This window comes from Gibbsiella quercinecans, assembly GCF_002291425.1.
GTDB classification, from domain to species: Bacteria; Pseudomonadota; Gammaproteobacteria; order Enterobacterales; family Enterobacteriaceae; genus Gibbsiella; species Gibbsiella quercinecans.
Genome location: NZ_CP014136.1, coordinates 1,395,132 through 1,411,954, shown reverse-complemented (window position 1 = coordinate 1,411,954; position 16,823 = coordinate 1,395,132). Strand labels below are relative to the sequence as shown.

The 16,823-nt window shown below is 56.7% G+C and carries 15 protein-coding genes and 1 other RNA gene; 11 read left to right on the top strand and 5 right to left on the bottom strand.

Annotated elements, in window-relative coordinates; genetic code table 11:
- Positions 1-174 precede the first annotated feature (174 nt).
- The 3 genes from ppiD to ACN28Q_RS06520 all read left to right on the top strand — a co-directional run bounded on the left by ppiD (position 175) and on the right by ACN28Q_RS06520 (position 3,112).
- A complete protein-coding gene (ppiD, locus tag ACN28Q_RS06530) occupies positions 175-2,058 on the top strand; it encodes a peptidylprolyl isomerase (protein WP_095845599.1) in 1,884 nt (627 codons plus the stop codon).
- Positions 2,059-2,196: 138 nt separating this feature from the next.
- Positions 2,197-2,559, top strand: coding sequence for a ComEA family DNA-binding protein (locus ACN28Q_RS06525; RefSeq protein ID WP_095845598.1), 363 nt, complete (start codon positions 2,197-2,199; stop codon positions 2,557-2,559).
- Between the two features lie 139 nt (positions 2,560-2,698).
- Entirely contained in the window at positions 2,699-3,112 is a 414-nt protein-coding gene (locus tag ACN28Q_RS06520; protein ID WP_095845597.1) for an acyl-CoA thioesterase, read from the top strand.
- 25 nt (positions 3,113-3,137) lie between these two features.
- Here ACN28Q_RS06520 and queC read toward each other — a convergent pair whose 3' ends face one another.
- Both queC and ACN28Q_RS06510 read right to left on the bottom strand, forming a co-directional pair.
- Positions 3,138-3,836, bottom strand: a complete 699-nt coding sequence (gene queC / locus ACN28Q_RS06515; protein WP_095845596.1) for a 7-cyano-7-deazaguanine synthase QueC — start codon at positions 3,834-3,836, stop codon at positions 3,138-3,140.
- A gap of 119 nt (positions 3,837-3,955) precedes the next feature.
- Positions 3,956-5,650: an SgrR family transcriptional regulator gene (locus tag ACN28Q_RS06510; RefSeq protein WP_095845595.1), complete on the bottom strand. Its 1,695-nt coding sequence runs from the start codon at positions 5,648-5,650 to the stop codon at positions 3,956-3,958.
- A 107-nt stretch (positions 5,651-5,757) separates the two neighbouring features.
- Between ACN28Q_RS06510 and cof the strand changes: the two genes are divergently transcribed.
- Positions 5,758-6,576, top strand: a complete 819-nt coding sequence (gene cof / locus ACN28Q_RS06505) for an HMP-PP phosphatase (RefSeq protein ID WP_095845594.1) — start codon at positions 5,758-5,760, stop codon at positions 6,574-6,576.
- 76 nt (positions 6,577-6,652) lie between these two features.
- Here cof and ACN28Q_RS06500 read toward each other — a convergent pair whose 3' ends face one another.
- Positions 6,653-7,693 (bottom strand): PLP-dependent cysteine synthase family protein, encoded by a 1,041-nt coding sequence (locus ACN28Q_RS06500; RefSeq protein WP_095848941.1) that lies wholly within the window; start codon positions 7,691-7,693, stop codon positions 6,653-6,655.
- A 121-nt stretch (positions 7,694-7,814) separates the two neighbouring features.
- Between ACN28Q_RS06500 and ACN28Q_RS06495 the strand changes: the two genes are divergently transcribed.
- From ACN28Q_RS06495 to amtB, 5 genes are all read left to right on the top strand, one after another.
- Positions 7,815-8,276 (top strand): Lrp/AsnC family transcriptional regulator, encoded by a 462-nt coding sequence (locus tag ACN28Q_RS06495; RefSeq protein ID WP_095845593.1) that lies wholly within the window; start codon positions 7,815-7,817, stop codon positions 8,274-8,276.
- A 176-nt stretch (positions 8,277-8,452) separates the two neighbouring features.
- Positions 8,453-10,228, top strand: coding sequence for a SmdA family multidrug ABC transporter permease/ATP-binding protein (locus ACN28Q_RS06490; protein ID WP_095845592.1), 1,776 nt, complete (start codon positions 8,453-8,455; stop codon positions 10,226-10,228).
- On the top strand, positions 10,221-11,999 hold the full coding sequence (locus tag ACN28Q_RS06485) for a SmdB family multidrug efflux ABC transporter permease/ATP-binding protein (RefSeq protein ID WP_095845591.1): 1,779 nt from the start codon (positions 10,221-10,223) through the stop codon (positions 11,997-11,999). Before ACN28Q_RS06490 ends, ACN28Q_RS06485 begins: the two co-directional genes overlap by 8 nt.
- A gap of 372 nt (positions 12,000-12,371) precedes the next feature.
- Positions 12,372-12,710, top strand: a complete 339-nt coding sequence (gene glnK, locus ACN28Q_RS06480; RefSeq protein ID WP_002208627.1) for a P-II family nitrogen regulator — start codon at positions 12,372-12,374, stop codon at positions 12,708-12,710.
- Between the two features lie 38 nt (positions 12,711-12,748).
- Positions 12,749-14,035, top strand: a complete 1,287-nt coding sequence (gene amtB, locus ACN28Q_RS06475; RefSeq protein ID WP_121525299.1) for an ammonium transporter AmtB — start codon at positions 12,749-12,751, stop codon at positions 14,033-14,035.
- A gap of 84 nt (positions 14,036-14,119) precedes the next feature.
- On the opposite strand, the gene tesB is transcribed toward amtB, so the two are convergent.
- Positions 14,120-14,986, bottom strand: coding sequence for an acyl-CoA thioesterase II (gene tesB, locus ACN28Q_RS06470; RefSeq protein ID WP_095845589.1), 867 nt, complete (start codon positions 14,984-14,986; stop codon positions 14,120-14,122).
- A 227-nt stretch (positions 14,987-15,213) separates the two neighbouring features.
- Between tesB and ACN28Q_RS06465 the strand changes: the two genes are divergently transcribed.
- Positions 15,214-15,708, top strand: coding sequence for a YbaY family lipoprotein (locus ACN28Q_RS06465; RefSeq protein WP_095845588.1), 495 nt, complete (start codon positions 15,214-15,216; stop codon positions 15,706-15,708).
- 43 nt (positions 15,709-15,751) lie between these two features.
- On the opposite strand, the gene ACN28Q_RS06460 is transcribed toward ACN28Q_RS06465, so the two are convergent.
- Positions 15,752-16,066 carry an MGMT family protein gene (locus ACN28Q_RS06460; RefSeq protein WP_095845587.1) on the bottom strand — a complete coding sequence of 105 codons (315 nt, stop codon included), beginning with the start codon at positions 16,064-16,066 and terminating at the stop codon, positions 15,752-15,754.
- A 155-nt stretch (positions 16,067-16,221) separates the two neighbouring features.
- Here ACN28Q_RS06460 and ffs point away from each other — a divergent pair.
- An RNA gene (gene ffs / locus ACN28Q_RS06455) (signal recognition particle sRNA small type) lies at positions 16,222-16,318 on the top strand.
- Positions 16,319-16,823 lie beyond the last annotated feature (505 nt).

The window sequence follows — 16,823 nt, the reverse complement described above, 5'->3', positions numbered from 1 at the left end:
GCCACATCTACCGGTCGCGTCAGCGATTTCTTGACAAACAATCACCTGACGCAACGGAGTTGGTAAGGTAAGATATAAGGCGCATCGAAACGGTGCGCTTTTTTTATTTTTGTTGCAGGGAACGCGCCTGCGCAAGGGCTTTTAATCCACATCACAGCGGAGTGTTGTCACACTATGATGGACAATTTACGCGCGGCAGCTAATCACGTCGTGCTCAAAATCATTCTGGCCTTGATTATCGTGTCATTCGTTTTGACCGGCGTGGGCAACTACCTGATCGGTGGTTCCGGCGATTATGCAGCGAAAGTCAATGGTCAGGTGATCGAACGTGCTCAACTGGAGCAGGCTTTCCAGAGTGAACGCAGCCGCATGCAGCAGCAGTTGGGTGACCAGTTCTCTGCGCTGGCGGGTAACGAAGGCTACATGCAGCAGATGCGTCGCCAGGTGCTGTCACAGTTGATTGACAACATGCTGTTGGATCAATACGCCAAAAAATTGGGCCTGAGCATCAGCGACGATCAGGTCAAGGAAGCTATCCGTAAGGCCTCTTATTTTCAGACCAACGGCCAGTTCGATAATGCAAAATATCTCGATTTGATCAGCCGGATGGGCTACACCGCGGAAAACTTTGCACAGTACATGCGCCAGCAACTGGTTAACCAGCAGGTCATTCAGGGCGTGGCGAACTCCGGCTTTATACTGCCTGCCGAATCCCAGTCCATGGCCGAACTGGTGCTGCAGGAACGCGATGTGCGGCTGGCTACGCTGGATCTGCAAGCGTTAATCGCCAAACAGGCGGCCAGCGATGATGAACTGAGTGCCTACTACGATCAACACAAGAACAGCTTTATCGCGCCAGAGCAGGTGAAAGTCAGCTATATCCCAATGGATGCGGCGGCAATGCAGGATAAGCAGGCCGCGACCGATGCGGAAATCGCCGCCTACTACGATCAGCATAAGAGCAGCTATGGCCAGCCTGAGCGCAAAAACTACAGCATCATTCAGGTGAAAACAGAAGACGAAGCGAAGGCGCTCCTGGAGCAGTTGAAAGGCGGCGCTGATTTTGCCGCACTGGCGAAAGAAAAGTCTACCGACATCATCTCCAGCCGTAACGGCGGCGAGTTGGGTTGGTTGGAGCCGGAAACCACGGCGGATGAGCTTAAGCAGGCTAACCTGACGGAGAAAGGGCAGCTTTCGGGCGTGGTAGCCTCTTCCGTTGGCTACCTGATTGTGCGCCTCAATGATATTCAGCCGGAACAGATCAAACCGTTGAGCGAAGTGCGTGATGCCATCGCACAGCAGGTGAAGCAGGAAAAAGCGGTGGATGCTTACTACGCGCTGCAACAAAAGGTCAGTGAAGCGGCTACCAGTGATAATGAATCCCTGGCATCCGCGGAAGAAGCCGCTGGGGAAAAAGCGGTTGAAACCGGCTGGTTCACGCGTGATAACGTACCGGCGGCGTTGAACTTCAAACAGTTGACTCAGGCGATCTTCGACGGTTCGCTGATCGGTGAAAACGGCGCGCCAGGCAGCAATTCCGATGTGATTAACGTTGAAGGCGATCGCGCATTTGTGGTTCGCGTTACCGGCCACAAGCCTGAAGGGATTGAGCCGTTCGACAACGTGAAGGATAAGGTTGCCGAACTGGTAAAACGCAGCAAAGCGGAGCAAGAAGCCAAACTGCAGGGTGAAAAACTGCTGGTTGAACTGAAGCAGGGCAAGGGCGATGAGGCAATGAAAGCCGCCGGCCTGAGCTTTGGCAGCGTGCAGAAGATGGCGCGTGCGCCGGAAGACAGCCAACTGGTGGAAAGCGTGTTTGCTCTGCCACACCCGCAAGAGGGCAAGCCGGTTTATGGTATGTCGCAGGATCGCCAGGACAATGTGGTGCTGATTGCACTGGATGCGGTGAAACCGGGCGCCCTGCCGGAAAACGAAATGAAAACCTTTGCTGAGAAAATGCAAGAAAGTGCCACTGGCGTGACCTTTGACTCGCTGCTGGCTAACTTGCGCACCGAGGCCAAGATTAAGATGGGCTCTGCGGAACAATCGCCGCAATAATCCCCGCATTTCTTTGCAACGCAATGTAATAACCAAAGGCCGCTTTCGCGGCCTTTTCCACATCTGGCGTCTGCCACTTGTTGCCCATTGGCCTCTGCGGCAAGGTAGCCGTGCTGTTAAACACAAGGAGGATACAGCATGCAACCGAATGAAAGAAAAGCGGCACACCGCCCGCGTATTAACCTGAAAGCCCTGTTTGCCGCCCTGCTGCTTGGCCTGTTCAGCGTGCCGGCCAGCGCGCAGGATAACGCGCCCGATCGGCCGGTGGTGCAGCATGAGGCGGCGGCCGGCGCTGCTGAAGAAGATGCGCTGGTCAGTATCAATACGGCGGGTGCCGAGCAGTTTGCCAGCGTGCTGAAGGGGGTTGGGCTGAAAAAAGCCGAAACCATTGTGCGCTACCGTGAACAGAACGGCCCATTTACGGCGATAGAACAATTACAGGAGGTGCCAGGGATCGGCCCGGCGTTATTTGAGCGCAACCGTGCCCGTTTGAAACTGTGATCGCGATCGCGGCTGTATGGCAAGCTGCCTTGGCAGCCGCGTTCTTTTGCTACATTTTACAGGTCGTACCTGTTTCGTTCTACCGGTGCCGCCAGGCGGCGCCCAATTGCCTTATCCTCAACTGGAGTGGCTTCTGGCTATGCAAACCTCGATCAAAGTTCGCGGGTATCATCTTGATGTCTATCAGCACGTGAATAACGCACGCTATCTGGAGTTTCTGGAAGAAGCACGCTGGGCGTGGCTGGATGAACTGGCGGCGTTTCAGTGGCTGGCGGCCAACAACGTTGCTTTTATTGTGGTGAACATCAATATCAACTACCGCAAACCGGCGCTATTGGGCGATACCCTGCTGATCGATAGCCAGGTTGAGCAACTGAACGGCAAAAGCGGGGTGTTGAGCCAATGCATCACCCGGCCGCCGGAAGGAGAGCGTGTGGCGGATGCGCTGTTGACCTTTGTGTGTGTGGATCTGCACACCCAGCGGGCGTTGCCCATTGAAGGGGAACTGCGCGAGCACTTATTGGCGCTCACGCAGCAAAGCAGTGGGGCGTAGTGCCCATGGTACCGGTTTGGTTGGTTCAGGCCAGCCCGGCTTTTTGCTTCAGGCTCGCCAGCACGGCCGCCTGGTTTTCCTGGTATTGCCTTAGCCCGTTGGCGCGCAGGTTACAGGCGGCGCATTCACCACAGCCATCGCCCTGAATGCCGTTATAACAGGTCAGGGTTTCCTGGCGCACGAGCGCCAATTGGTGGTAATAATCGGCCAGCGCCCAGGTTTCTGCTTTGTTCAGCCACATCAGCGGCGTTTCAAAACGAATATCGCGCGCAATACCCAGCACCACGGCGTGGTTGAGCGCCTTAACGAACGCGTCGCGGCAGTCGGGGTAGCCGGAAAAATCGGTTTCGCATACGCCGGTGATCACTGCTTCGGCTTCAACCTGGTAGGCATAAATGGCCGCCAGCGTCAGGAACAGGATATTACGGCCCGGCACAAAGGTGCTCGGCAGCGCATCGGGTTGTTCGCTGCCGTAGGCTGGCACGGGAATATTGTCGCGGGTCAGGCTACTGATAGCCAATTCATTGAGCAGGTTCACGTCCAGCACTTTGTGCGCCTTGGCGCCCAGTCGGTGGGCGAGCCGCTGAGCGACTTCGATCTCAGCACGGTGGCGCTGGCCGTAATCGAAGGTGATGCAGTGAACCTCATCATAGTGTTGTAGTGCCTGGATTAAGCAAGTCGTGGAGTCTTGTCCACCGCTGAAAACGACGACAGCACGTTTCATTCAATTAACCTTATTGGTATGGGCCCCTCCCGATGCACATTCGGGCGGCCGGGTTAGAAAATGGCGGCTGTTATGGTAGCAGATGTGCCCTTGCCCTGCATGTCTGGCAGTTCTCGCGGCTATGTGCCCGGTGGTGGCAACCACGCCTGGCTGAAGTCAAACCAGCCGTAGGCGGTCAGCGTGACGCCATGGATATGTGGCGGGGCGTTCACCTGGTACTGGTAGTTGAAAAGCGGCGTGATGGTGGCCGTTGCCATCAGGTGCTGAAAGTAGGCGTGCAACTGGTGGAAACGCGCTGTTGGCGCGGGCTGCTGCTGGATGCGGCGCAACGTTTGCCGTTGGTGGCGCCAGCGTGCCGTGGGCAGAATGCCGCGCCAGAGCACATCCTGTTGCAACCAGCTTTCCAGCGACGCCTCCGGCGCTTCGCCAATGAGCCGATCGGCCAGCAGTAGATCGGCCTGTGCCACCTGTTCTTCGCTTTGCCAGCGCTTGCCGGCGAAGTAGTGGATCTCAAGGGTGCAGCCGTGCTGGGCCAATAGGCGCTGGAGCGCCAGGGTGACCGCCTCCAGCTCCATCGGCGGGCGGTAAAGCAGCACCAGCCTGCGCGGCAACGTGACCGTTTCATCCGCGATGTGTCGTGGGATTTGCCAACCGGGCAGCATTTCCTGGCAAGGGGTAATCACCCCGTTGGGAATGGGCAAGTTATTAAGCAGGCCCGATTGCTGGATCAGCATCAGCAATTTCTTCCCCTGGGCTTCGCTCAGGGTAGCGCGCTGCAGGTTAAGCGCCAGGTAACACCAGCCAGGGCTCAGGCTGCGCTGCACCGGGCGGGCCTGCGCCAGATCCTCCTGCTGGCCAATGGTAATCCTTACCGGATAATGGCAATTGGCGCCGCCCGGCTGCTCGGGGGTGATCCAGTATTCGATGCGTTCCAGATACGGGTGTTGCAGATGGTAGAACGGGTGCTGCTCCAGCCGTATCAGATGCGGCTCATTCAGGGCCAGTTTGAATGGCCCTGCGCCCAGCGTCGGGTCTTGCGGGTGGGGTATCAGGCACGGATATTCCGCCAGGCGGTGCGCCAGCCAGTAATCCGGCGTGTGTAAATCAAACTGCAGGCATAGCGCGTGGGGCAGGGTGATCGCCGCCACGCTGTGCAAATTGGCCCGGCTGCGTGGGTGATGGCGCAGTTTTTCCAGCGTTTGCAGCAGTTGTTGGCCGGTCAGGTTCTCGCCGTTATGCCAGCGCAACTGGCTGCGCAAGAAAAAACGCCAGCGCAGGCCATCGCGATCGATTTGCCAATGGTGCGCCAGATCAGGCACCGGTTCGGCGTTGCCGGTATTAAACCGCGTTAAGCCGGCAAACAGTGTCGAGACCAGATGCTGTTCCGCGCGGCCAGTAAGGGTGAGCGGATCGAGCGCCTCCAGCCTGCGATAATAGGGGATACGCAGCGTCGGGCTGCCCGCCTGCCACTGCCCGCCAAGATAGGGGCTGAGCAAATCCTGCAGGTGTTGCGGGGCCAACTGAGCCATCATCAGGGCGCCCTGGTGGTCGCCGGTTTGCAGTAGCCGTTGCAGGTGGCCGGCGCGCAGCTCATCCGGGGTTTTCAGGCACTGTAGCTGCGCACGTTTGCCGCGCCCGGCCTGGGCCTGCCAGCTAAGCCAGCCCTGCGCCTGCAACTGTTGCACCAGGGTTCGGGCATGGCGTTCACTGCAATACAGTATCGCCGCCACGTTGCTGACGGTCACGCTGGCCGGGGTGGTGCCGAATTGTTGAAACAGGCGTTGATACTGGCAGAGGCGGTGCACTATACGCATAGTGAAATCCGGAAGGCTTTTGGGAAATTGTTCACTATTACTTCCGCAAATACCACCTCATACTGCAGTGATTGTAATCCTGCTCACACTTCTTAAGAGATGGCTCTATGTATCGTCTAACGGCTTTTGATATGGATGGCACGCTGCTGACGCCGGCGCATCGCGTGGGTTCTGAAACCCTGGCCGTGTTGAACCGGTTGATCGAACGCGGCGTTATTGTGGCCTTTGCCACCGGGCGGCACTATCTGGATGCCCGTTCGATCATGGTGCAGCTTGGCCTGAAGGGGTATTTGATAACCGGTAACGGCACGCGTGTATATGACAGCGACGGCTGGCAGTTGCATGCAACCGATCTGGCCGCCGACGTGGCGGAAGAACTGCTGCATAGCGACTGGGGGACCCAAGCCAGTATGCACGTATTCCGTGATGAAGGCTGGTTAACTGGTTATGCGGTGCCCGGTATGCTGGAAGCGCACCATCTGAGCGGTTTTTGTTATCAACTGGCGGATTTGCGCCGGCTACCGGCTTTCGGCAACAGTAAGGTTTGCTTCTGTGGGCCGCATGAGGCATTAATCTCGCTGCAGGGCCGGCTGTTACAGCATTTTGGCGCCAGGATTGACGTCTGTTTTTCGGCTTATGATTGCCTGGATGTGTTGCCGCACGGTTGCAACAAAGGTACGGCCTTGGCGTACCTGACGGAGCACCTTGGGCTGCGGCTGGCAGACTGCATGGCGTTTGGCGATGCCATGAATGACAAAGAGATGCTGGCCGCGGTCGGCTGCGGCCTGGTGATGGGGAATGCATTGCCACAGCTCAAGGCACAGCTGCCGCAGCTACAGGTTATCGGCCACTGTGAACATCAGGCGGTCGCCCATTATTTGCAGCATTGGCTGAGCGCATCTGGCTCCCCTTATACCCCCGTATGACAGAGCCCATTCCAGCCAGCCGGGTTCGCTCGCCCGGCTTTTTTATCTCAACTTATTAAGCTGTTAAGTTATGTGCTTACAGCGCGCGGAGCTGTGTCAGATAAGGCTCTACGTCCCCAATGTGGCTATTGACCCACTGCGGATTATAGTAGGTGTCCAGATAACGTTCCCCGCTGTCGCACAGCAGGGTGACGATCGCCCCCTGCTCGCCACGGGCACGCATTTGCTGTGCTAACTGCAGCGCGCCCCAAACGTTGGTGCCGGTAGAACCGCCGGCCTTGCGCCCCAGCACCTCGGCCAGCCAGTAAAGCGTCGCAATGCTGGCGGCATCCGGCACCCGCAGCATGTCATCGATCACCGAGGGGATGAACGACGGTTCCGCTCGCGGGCGACCGATACCTTCAATCCGGCTGCCGCAACTGGCGGTCAGGGAGCGATCGCCGCGGTGGTAGCAGTCATAAAATACCGAGTTTTCCGGATCCACAATGGTGAGCTGGGTATCATGGCCCTTGTAGCGGATATAGCGCCCCAGGGTGGCGGAGGTGCCGCCGGTGCCAGCGCTCATGACAATGTGTCTGGGCACCGGGAAAGGTTCGTGCGCCATTTGGCGGAAAATACTGTCGGCGATGTTGTTGTTTCCGCGCCAATCAGTGGCCCGCTCTGCGTAGGTGAATTGATCCATGTAATGGCCATTGAGTGTGTTGGCCAATTCTTCCGAGGCGGCATAAATCTGTGCGGAATTATCGACAAAATGGCAGCGCCCACCATAGAAGGTGATCTGTTCCACCTTACGGCGTGCGGTGGATGAGGGCATTATGGCGATAAACGGCAAGCCGATCAGTCGGGCGAAATAGGCTTCGGATACCGCGGTACTGCCGGAGGAGGCTTCGATAATCGTGGTGTTTTCCGTGATCCAGCCGTTGCACAGGCTATAAAGAAACAGCGAGCGCGCTAAGCGGTGTTTCAGGCTACCGGTAGGGTGAGTGCTTTCATCCTTGAGGTACAGGTTAATGCCGGGGAAGTTCGGCAAGTTCAGGCGGATCAGGTGCGTATCGGCTGAGCGTTGGAAATCCGCTTCTATTTCGCCGATCGCATATTTTACCCAAGCGTTTGTCATCATCAGGCCTCAGAATAGGGAAGGTTATGTGGGCTAGCATAGCGTTTCCATCAGGGAAAAAGGTTGCCATTTAGCCTACGGTTTTGGCTAAATGGAGAAAATTTTTCTCTGGAGTGGCGTTATGTTGGATAAAACAGACCGTAAGTTGTTAAGCCTGCTGCAACAGGATTGCACACAGCCGCTGCAGGCGCTGGCCGATGCGGTGCATCTGACATCGACCCCCTGCTGGAAACGGTTAAAGCGCCTGGAAGATGAAGGATACATCCGCAAGCGCGTGGCGCTGCTGGACAGCGATAAGCTGGGCCTTGGGCTAACGGCGTTTGTTTTGATTAAAACCCAGCAGCACAGCAGTGATTGGTATCAGGCGTTTGTGCAGTTCACCCGACAAATGCCCGAAGTCCTGGCGTTTTATCGCATGGCCGGGGAATACGATTATTTGATGCAGGTGGAAGTGGCTGATATGAAGAGCTACGACAATTTTTACAAGCGCCTGGTGAATGGCGTGCCGGGGTTGATTGATGTGACCTCAAGCTTCGCGATGGAAAAAATCAAATACACTACCGCACTGCCGCTGCCGGAGTGAAAAGTTCAACAAACTGGCCGGTTAACAATGGTATTCTACTGCGCTAAAACGTGGGTGCCTCTACGCGCTGTGGCGAGACGGGCAGGTAACCCCCCGGCAAGAGATAGATGTACCGCGGCCGGGCGCCGTTCGCCGAATCAAAGGAACTAAACCACTATATTTTGGAATAAAACTGCGTGAGATTATTTGCTCAAATCGGCTGGTACTTCCGCCGTGAATGGCGCCGCTACCTGGGGGCTGTGGCGCTACTGATCATCATCGCTATACTGCAACTGCTGCCGCCCAAGCTGGTGGGCATTATCGTCGATGGCATAACGCAAAAGCAGATGTCCACCAGCATGCTGATGGCATGGCTGGGGCTGATGTTAGGCACGGCGATTGTGGTTTATCTGCTGCGTTATGTATGGCGGGTGCTGTTGTTCGGCGCGGCTTATCAACTGGCGGTTGAACTGCGCGAGCGCCTTTATCAACAGCTTAGCCGCCAGAACCCTTCCTTCTACCTGCGCCACCGCACCGGAGATCTGATGGCGCGCGCCACCAATGATGTGGATCGCGTGGTTTTTGCCGCCGGCGAGGGCGTGTTGACGCTGGTGGATTCGCTGGTCATGGGGCTGGCGGTGTTGGTGGTGATGAGCACGCAAATCAGCTGGCAACTGACTCTGCTGGCGTTGATCCCTATGCCGGTGATGGCGGTTATCATCAATTATTATGGCGATCAACTGCACCAGCGCTTTAAATCCGCCCAGGCGGCGTTCTCCAGCCTGAACGATCAGGCGCAGGAGAGCATGACCAGTATCCGCATGATCAAGGCATTCGGCCTGGAGGATCGCCAGTCTAGCCAGTTTGCCGAAGTGGCGGCGCAAACCGGCGCCAAGAACATGAAAGTGGCGCGGATAGACGCCAGGTTCGATCCCACTATTTACAGCGCCATCGGTGCGGCCAATCTGCTGGCGGTGGGCGGCGGTAGCTGGATGGTGGTGCAAGGCACGCTAACGCTGGGCCAGTTGACCAGTTTTGTGATGTACCTTGGCCTGATGATTTGGCCGATGTTGGCTCTGGCCTGGATGTTCAATATCGTTGAGCGCGGTAGCGCCGCCTATAGCCGAATTCGCAGCCTGTTGGACGATGCGCCGGTGGTAAAGGACGGCGAACAGGATCTGCCCGCCGGGCGCGGCGTTCTGGCGGTGGACATTCGTGCCTTCCACTATCCGCAAAATTCGCGCCCGGCGCTGCATGATGTGGCGCTGAACCTGGCGCCCGGGCAAATGTTGGGGCTGTGCGGCCCCACCGGCGCGGGGAAAACCACCTTGCTGGCGTTGATCCAGCGCCAGTTTGATATCGATGACGGCCAGATCAGCTACAACGGCCTGCCGCTAACGCAGCTGAAATTGGATGCATGGCGTTCGCGCCTGTCGGTGGTGAGCCAAACGCCGTTCCTGTTTTCTGACAGCGTAGCGAACAATATCGCCCTGGGTAAGCCGGGGGCCACGCAGCAGGAAATCGAACAGGCGGCGCGCCTGGCCAGGGTACATGACGATATTCTGCGCCTGCCGCAGGGGTATGAAACCGAAGTGGGCGAGCGCGGGGTGATGCTCTCCGGCGGGCAAAAGCAGCGTATTTCAATTGCGCGCGCGCTGCTGCTGGAAGCCGAAATTTTAATTCTGGATGATGCGCTTTCCGCCGTTGATGGCCGCACCGAGCACCAGATCCTGCACAATTTGCGCAGTTGGGGGAAAAACCGCACGGTCATCATCAGCGCCCACCGCCTCTCGGCGCTGACGGAGGCCAGCGAGATCCTGGTGATGCAGCATGGCACGGTGGTACAGCGCGATGTGCATAGCGAGTTGGCGGCCCAGCCCGGCTGGTATCGTGACATGTACCGTTACCAGCAGTTGGAAGCGGCGCTGGATGATGTTGCCGACATCGTGGAAGAAAAGGTAGCGAATGAATAATGTGCAAAAGCAGTGGCCGACGCTGAAACGGCTGCTGGCCTATGGATCGCCATACCGTAAAATGCTGGGTCTGGCAGTGGTGATGCTATGGATTGCCGCGGCGGCCGAAGTCGCCGGGCCGATTTTGGTCAGCTATTTTATTGATAGCTATGTGTCCAAAGGAAATCTGCCGGTGATGATCACCGCCGGGCTGGCGGTGGCCTATGTGTTGCTGGAGCTGTTGGCGGCGGCGTTGCACTACTTTCAGGCCATTTTGTTCAACCGGGCGGCGGTCGGTGTGGTGCAGCGTTTGCGCACCGAGGTGATGGACGCGGCCTTGCGCCAGCCGCTCAGCGCCTTTGATACCCAGCCGGTAGGGCAGTTGATCTCGCGCGTGACCAACGACACCGAAGTCATCAAGGATCTGTATGTCACGGTCGTCTCCACCGTGCTGAAAAGCGCGGCGTTGATCGGCTCGATGCTGGTAGCGATGTTTGGCCTTAACTGGCGGATGGCGCTGGTGGCGATCTGCATTTTCCCGGCGGTGATCGTAGTGATGTGGGTATACCAATACTACAGCACGCCGATTGTCCGCCGGGTGCGCCACTATCTGGCTGATATCAATAATGGCTTCAACGAAGTGATTAACGGCATGAGCGTTATCCAGCAGTTTCGTCAACAAGCCCGCTTCAGTGAGAAGATGAACAACGCCAGCCGTGCGCATTATTTCGCGCGTATGCAGACATTGCGCCTTGACGGTTTCCTGTTGCGGCCGTTGCTCAGCCTGTTTTCCGCCATGGTGCTTTGCGGCCTGCTGATGCTGTTCAGCCTTGGGGGGCAAGGCACAATCGGCGTGGGGGTGCTGTATGCCTTTATCAGTTACCTTGGGCGCCTGAACGAGCCGTTGATCGCGCTGACGTCGCAGCAATCTATGCTGCAGCAGGCGGTGGTTGCCGGTGAGCGCATCTTTGAATTGATGGATCGCCGCCAGCAAAGCTATGGTGCTGACGATCGGCCGTTGGCCAGCGGCAGCATCGAGGTTGCCAACGTCAGCTTTGCCTACCGTCACGATAAGCCGGTCTTGCAGCATATCTCGCTTCGGGTGCCTTCCCGCGGCTTTGTGGCGCTGGTGGGCCACACCGGCAGCGGTAAAAGCACGCTGGCGAATTTGCTGATGGGCTATTATCCGGTCAATGAGGGCGAGGTGCGGCTGGATGGCCGGCCGTTGCCCAGCCTGTCACACCGGGCGCTGCGCCAGAGCGTGGCCATGGTGCAGCAGGATCCGGTGGTGATGGCCGATTCGGTGCTGGCCAATGTCACGCTGGGGCGCGATATTAGCGAAGCGGCGGTCTGGCAGGCGTTGGAAACGGTGCAACTGGCCGAGCTGGTGCGCGGTTTTTCCCAGGGTATCCATACTCGCCTGGGGGAACAGGGGAATAATCTGTCGGTCGGGCAGAAGCAGTTGCTGGCCATGGCGCGTGTCCTGGTGCAGGCGCCGCAGATCCTGATCCTCGACGAAGCCACCGCCAATATTGATTCCGGCACGGAACAGGCGATTCAGCGTGCCCTGGGCCTGATTCGTGAACAGACGACGCTGGTCGTGATTGCTCACCGCCTGTCTACCATTGTTGATGCGGATACCATCCTGGTATTGCACCACGGCCACGCAGTCGAACAGGGGGCGCACCAGCAGTTGCTGGCGCAACGAGGCCGCTACTATCAGATGTATCAATTGCAACTGGTGGGGGATGAGCTGGCCGCTGCAATGCAGGAGGACTCTCAGCCCGCATAGCGGCGATGCCGTATTGGCCTGTCGTCACTTCACGTTCGCACTTGTCAGCGCAATTTCCTCTCCGGCAGGAGAGGAAATCAATATCGTGCCTGGCCGCGCGGCGCACCGTAAAAATGCCCACGCACCACGATCAGGCATTCTCTCCCTTAAACACCCCGGCATGCGCTTTTTTGGCACATGATGCACTATAATGGTGCGCGTTCACGAATCTTTGCAGGCAACGGCTAACACCGCGCACGCCCTGTAGTGCCCTTGGCTGCGTCTCCAACGGTTAATTCGCTGAAATTCTGCGCAAAATTATTTGTGGCATAACCTTTGCTTTAATACCCCCGTACAAGGGTGAGTTTGAGCTTAATTCGTGGAGGGGGCAATATGAAGCTGGTTACCGTGGTGATAAAGCCATTCAAACTGGAGGACGTGCGTGAAGCCCTATCCTCTGTGGGTATTCAAGGGCTGACCGTAACCGAAGTGAAAGGGTTTGGTCGCCAGAAGGGGCATGCTGAGCTTTATCGTGGAGCCGAATACAGCGTCAACTTCTTACCTAAAGTTAAAATTGATATCGCAATCGCCGACGATCAGTTGGATGAAGTTATTGATGTTATTAGTAAGGCGGCCTACACCGGTAAGATTGGTGATGGCAAAATTTTCGTTGCCGAATTGCAACGTGTTATTCGTATTCGCACAGGCGAAACAGACGAAGCAGCTCTGTAAATCACAGGCTCAGTTAAGTAAATGGGGATGGATTGATAATGAAAAAACTTTTATCCATGTTGGGCCTGGGTACGCTGACTATGGCTCCTTCTTTGGCCATGGCGGCTCCGGCAGTGGCAGATACTGGTGATAACGCATTTATGATGATTTGCACCGCTTTGGTGCTGTTCATGACTATGCCTGGCATTGCGCTGTTCTACGGCGGTTTGCTGCGTTCTAAAAACATATTGTCTATGCTGACTCAGGTTGCCGTGACGTTTGCGATGATCTGTGTGCTCTGGGTGCTGTATGGTTATAGCCTGGCGTTCAGCGAAGGCAATGCGTTCTTCGGCGGCTTTCAAACGGCGCTGCTGAAAGGTATTGGTGTGGAAAGCCTGACCGGTACCTTTAGCCAAATGGTTCACGTCGCGTTCCAATGCTCCTTTGCGTGCATTACCGTGGCGCTGGTGATTGGTGCGTTTGCTGAACGTATCCGTTTCTCCGCAGTGCTGATTTTCGCTGCGATCTGGTTCACCATTTCCTATCTGCCGATCGCTCACATGGTGTGGGGCGGTGGTTACCTGGCTGCCGACGGCGCGCTGGACTTTGCCGGCGGCACCGTGGTGCACATCAATGCGGCAAGTGCTGGCCTGATTGGCGCTTACCTGTTGGGTAAACGTGCTGGGTTTGGTAAAGAAGCGTTCAAACCGCATAACCTGCCGATGGTATTCACCGGTGCGACTATCCTGTATATCGGCTGGTTCGGCTTTAACGCCGGTTCTGCCAGCGCCGCGAACGGGATTGCCGCTCTGGCGTTCCTGAACACGGTTATCGCAACTGCTGGGGCAATCCTGTCCTGGACCTTTGCGGAATGGATCCTGCGCGGCAAGCCTTCACTGCTGGGCGCAAGCTCCGGCTGTATCGCTGGCCTGGTTGCGATTACGCCGGCTGCGGGTACCGTGGGTGTTGGCGGTGCGTTGATTATCGGCCTGGTGGGCGGCATTGCCGGTCTGTGGGGTGTGGTAACGCTGAAAAAATGGCTGAAAGTGGATGATACCTGTGACGTGTTTGGTGTGCACGGCGTGTGCGGTATCGTTGGCTGTATCCTGACCGGCGTGTTTACCGCTTCTTCTCTGGGCGGCACTGGCTACGCAGAAGGCGTGACCATGGGCCATCAGGTATGGGTGCAGCTGGTTAGCGTAGTGATTACTCTGGTATGGTCAAGCGTGGCCGCGTTCATCGCCTTCAAGGTTGCGGGTGCTATCGTTGGCCTGCGTGTACCGGAAGATCAAGAACGCGAAGGCTTGGATCTCAACAGCCATGGTGAAAGTGCCTACAACGAATAAACATCGAAGATGGGCAGTGCGCTGAATAGTTAATAAAAATATAACGATAAAAAAGGGCGATGGTGACATCGCCCTTTTGCTTTTTTATTCCCCCGAATGGCGGCGGATAACGCCTTCCTGCACCGTACTGGCGACCAAAATGCCGTCTCGGGTATAGAACTGGCCGCGCACAAAGCCGCGCGCGCCGGAGGCTGAAGGGCTTTCTACCGCATACAGCAGCCAGTCATCCAGGCGGAAAGGACGATGGAACCACATCGAGTGATCGATGGTGGCAACCTGCATGCCGGGTTCAAGGAAGCCATGCCCATGGGGTTGGAGCGCGGTCGGCAAAAAGTTGAAGTCAGACGCATAGCCCAGCAGGTATTGATGGGTGCGCAGATCGTCCGGCATGCTGCCGTTGGCGCGAAACCAAACGTAGCGGTGGGGTTCTTCTACGCTGCCCTGCAGCGGGTTATGGAATTTAACCGGGCGCATTTCAATCGGTTTTTGGCCGGTGAACTTATCGCGGATCGTTTCCGGCAGCAGGTGGGCGACTTTCTGCGCGATCTCGGATTCCGACATCAGCGTTTCCGGCGGCGGCACATCCGGCATGGTGTTTTGGTGTTCAAAGCCGCTTTCCTGGCTCTGGAACGATGCCGTCATGTAGAAGATCGGTTTGCCGTTTTGAATCGCGCTGATCCGGCGGGCGCTGAAACTGTTGCCATCGCGCAGGTTTTCCACATCGTAGACAATCGCTTTGCTGCTATCGCCGGGGCGCAGGAAATAGCTATGAAATGAGTGCACCGTGCGTTCAGCCGGCACCGTTTGTTTGGCGGCATACAGCGCCTGGCCGACAACCTGGCCGCCGAACACCTGGCGCAGGCCAAGGTCTTCACTTTGGCCGCGGAACAGCCCTTCTTCTATTTTCTCCAGATCGAGCAGATCGAGGAGGTTTTTTAATGCCTGGCTCATGCATTCATCCTTTATTTCTTGTCTCTGGCGCAGTGTGCGGAAGTGGGGGGCAGCACGTCAATATACCGCGTTGCGTGGCAAAAGTGCGTGTGTTTAATTACCCGTGTAATCAGCGGGTTGTATAATTAATAATCGAACGTCCGTGTGTTATCAGGATAATGTGCTAACTTTAATATTTAAGGTGGTTAAAACCGCCAACGCATTGATAATAAAAAGGAGGCTGAACCATGAAACTCTGGCAATTGACGAGCGGTGCTGCGCTACTGGCTATCGCTTTGGCTGGGTGCGCACAGAAAAGCGGGGATGTCCCCACGCCGACGCCTGGTAGCCCGGCAACGCCGCAGCAGCTGCAGATCCGTGGCCCGGCGGTCACCGGGACGGTGAATATCCGCCAGCGTGTAGCGCTGCCGCCTGATGCGGTGCTGACGGTAACGCTATCTGATGCATCCGTGTCTGATGCGCCTTCCAAAGTGATTGCCCAGCGGGTGATCCGTACCGAAGGCCAGCAGGCGCCGTTTACCTTTGTGGTGCCCTTTAACCCGGCCGATATCCAGCCAAACGCGCGCATTATCCTGAGCGCGGCGATCACCGTGAATGGGCAGATGACCTTTATCACCGATACTATCCAGCAGGTACTAAACCGCAACGGCGCTCGCGCCGACTTGTTGTTGGTGCCGGTGCAGAACGTACCGGTGCAGGGAACGTTAACCAACCAACCTTAAATCATCAGGGTTTGCCTTCCCCGGTACGCGCCGGGGAAGGGCGTTACCAGCGCCAGCCGTAAACGGATAAATCCACGGTGCTGTTGGCGGCGAATATAATCCCTTCTTCCAGCAGCGCCTGTCGCTGGCGTTGGAAATCTTCCCCTTGCAGTGAAATTTGCCCATGGCGGTTGATCACCCGGTGCCACGGCAGCGTTGAGCCTGCCGGTAATTTCTTTAACACCCCGCCCACCTGGCGCGCTGCGCGCGGGGAGCCGGCCAGGCGCGCCACTTCGCCATAGGTGGTGACCTTGCCGTAGGGGATGGCGGCAATCACCTGAAATACGCGTTGGCGGAACGACGCGTCTTGCTGCTCCATGTTTCACATTCCTACTGTTTAGCATCATGGCTGAAATTGTGCCACAGGCGCAGTGGGTAAGAAAACAGCGGTTGGCCCGGCTTGGCTTGCTATTTGGCTGGCCATCACCGATAATGCCCACCGCTTCAGAATAACGAAGCCGTCAATGGAGGCCCTGTTGGTTCTCCCGCAACACTAACTTGTGAACTCGGTCAGGTCCGGAAGGAAGCAGCCGCAGCAGGTGACGTGTGTGCCGGGATGTAGCTGGCAGGGCCTCCACCAATTTCAGCCTGATAATCCCCTTTCTCCTGTCTTTGTATAACCGCCCGTGCCTTGAACGCACCATCCTGCCCGCATTCTTCTGTGGGGCTTATTTTGCTTTGGTTCCCTGTTTTGCCATATCAAACGCGGCTTAACATTTACTACAGCCACAAAATGGCTAACCCGGTATAGCCCGTCAGATGAGGAGATAAAAGAGAGAGGAAGTCAGCCGTAGGTAATAGCTGATATAGAATGGCTCAATATTCCATGCTGGCAGTACCCACACCATCTTCAATGGTAATGCGGAGATAACGCATTAATCCCAATGTGCTGACTTAGGTAAGTATTCACGCGTCGGATACGGCGGAGACATTTGCCTGGCGCGGATTCAAATGCCGCTGGGACGACTCGCTGGGGCGAGTTGCAAGCACTCTACATACAACCTGATGTATCGCGTACTGCTGCGCTAATTGAACTTAGCCAGGCCAGGGACATAAGCGTATGCAATAGGAAAATA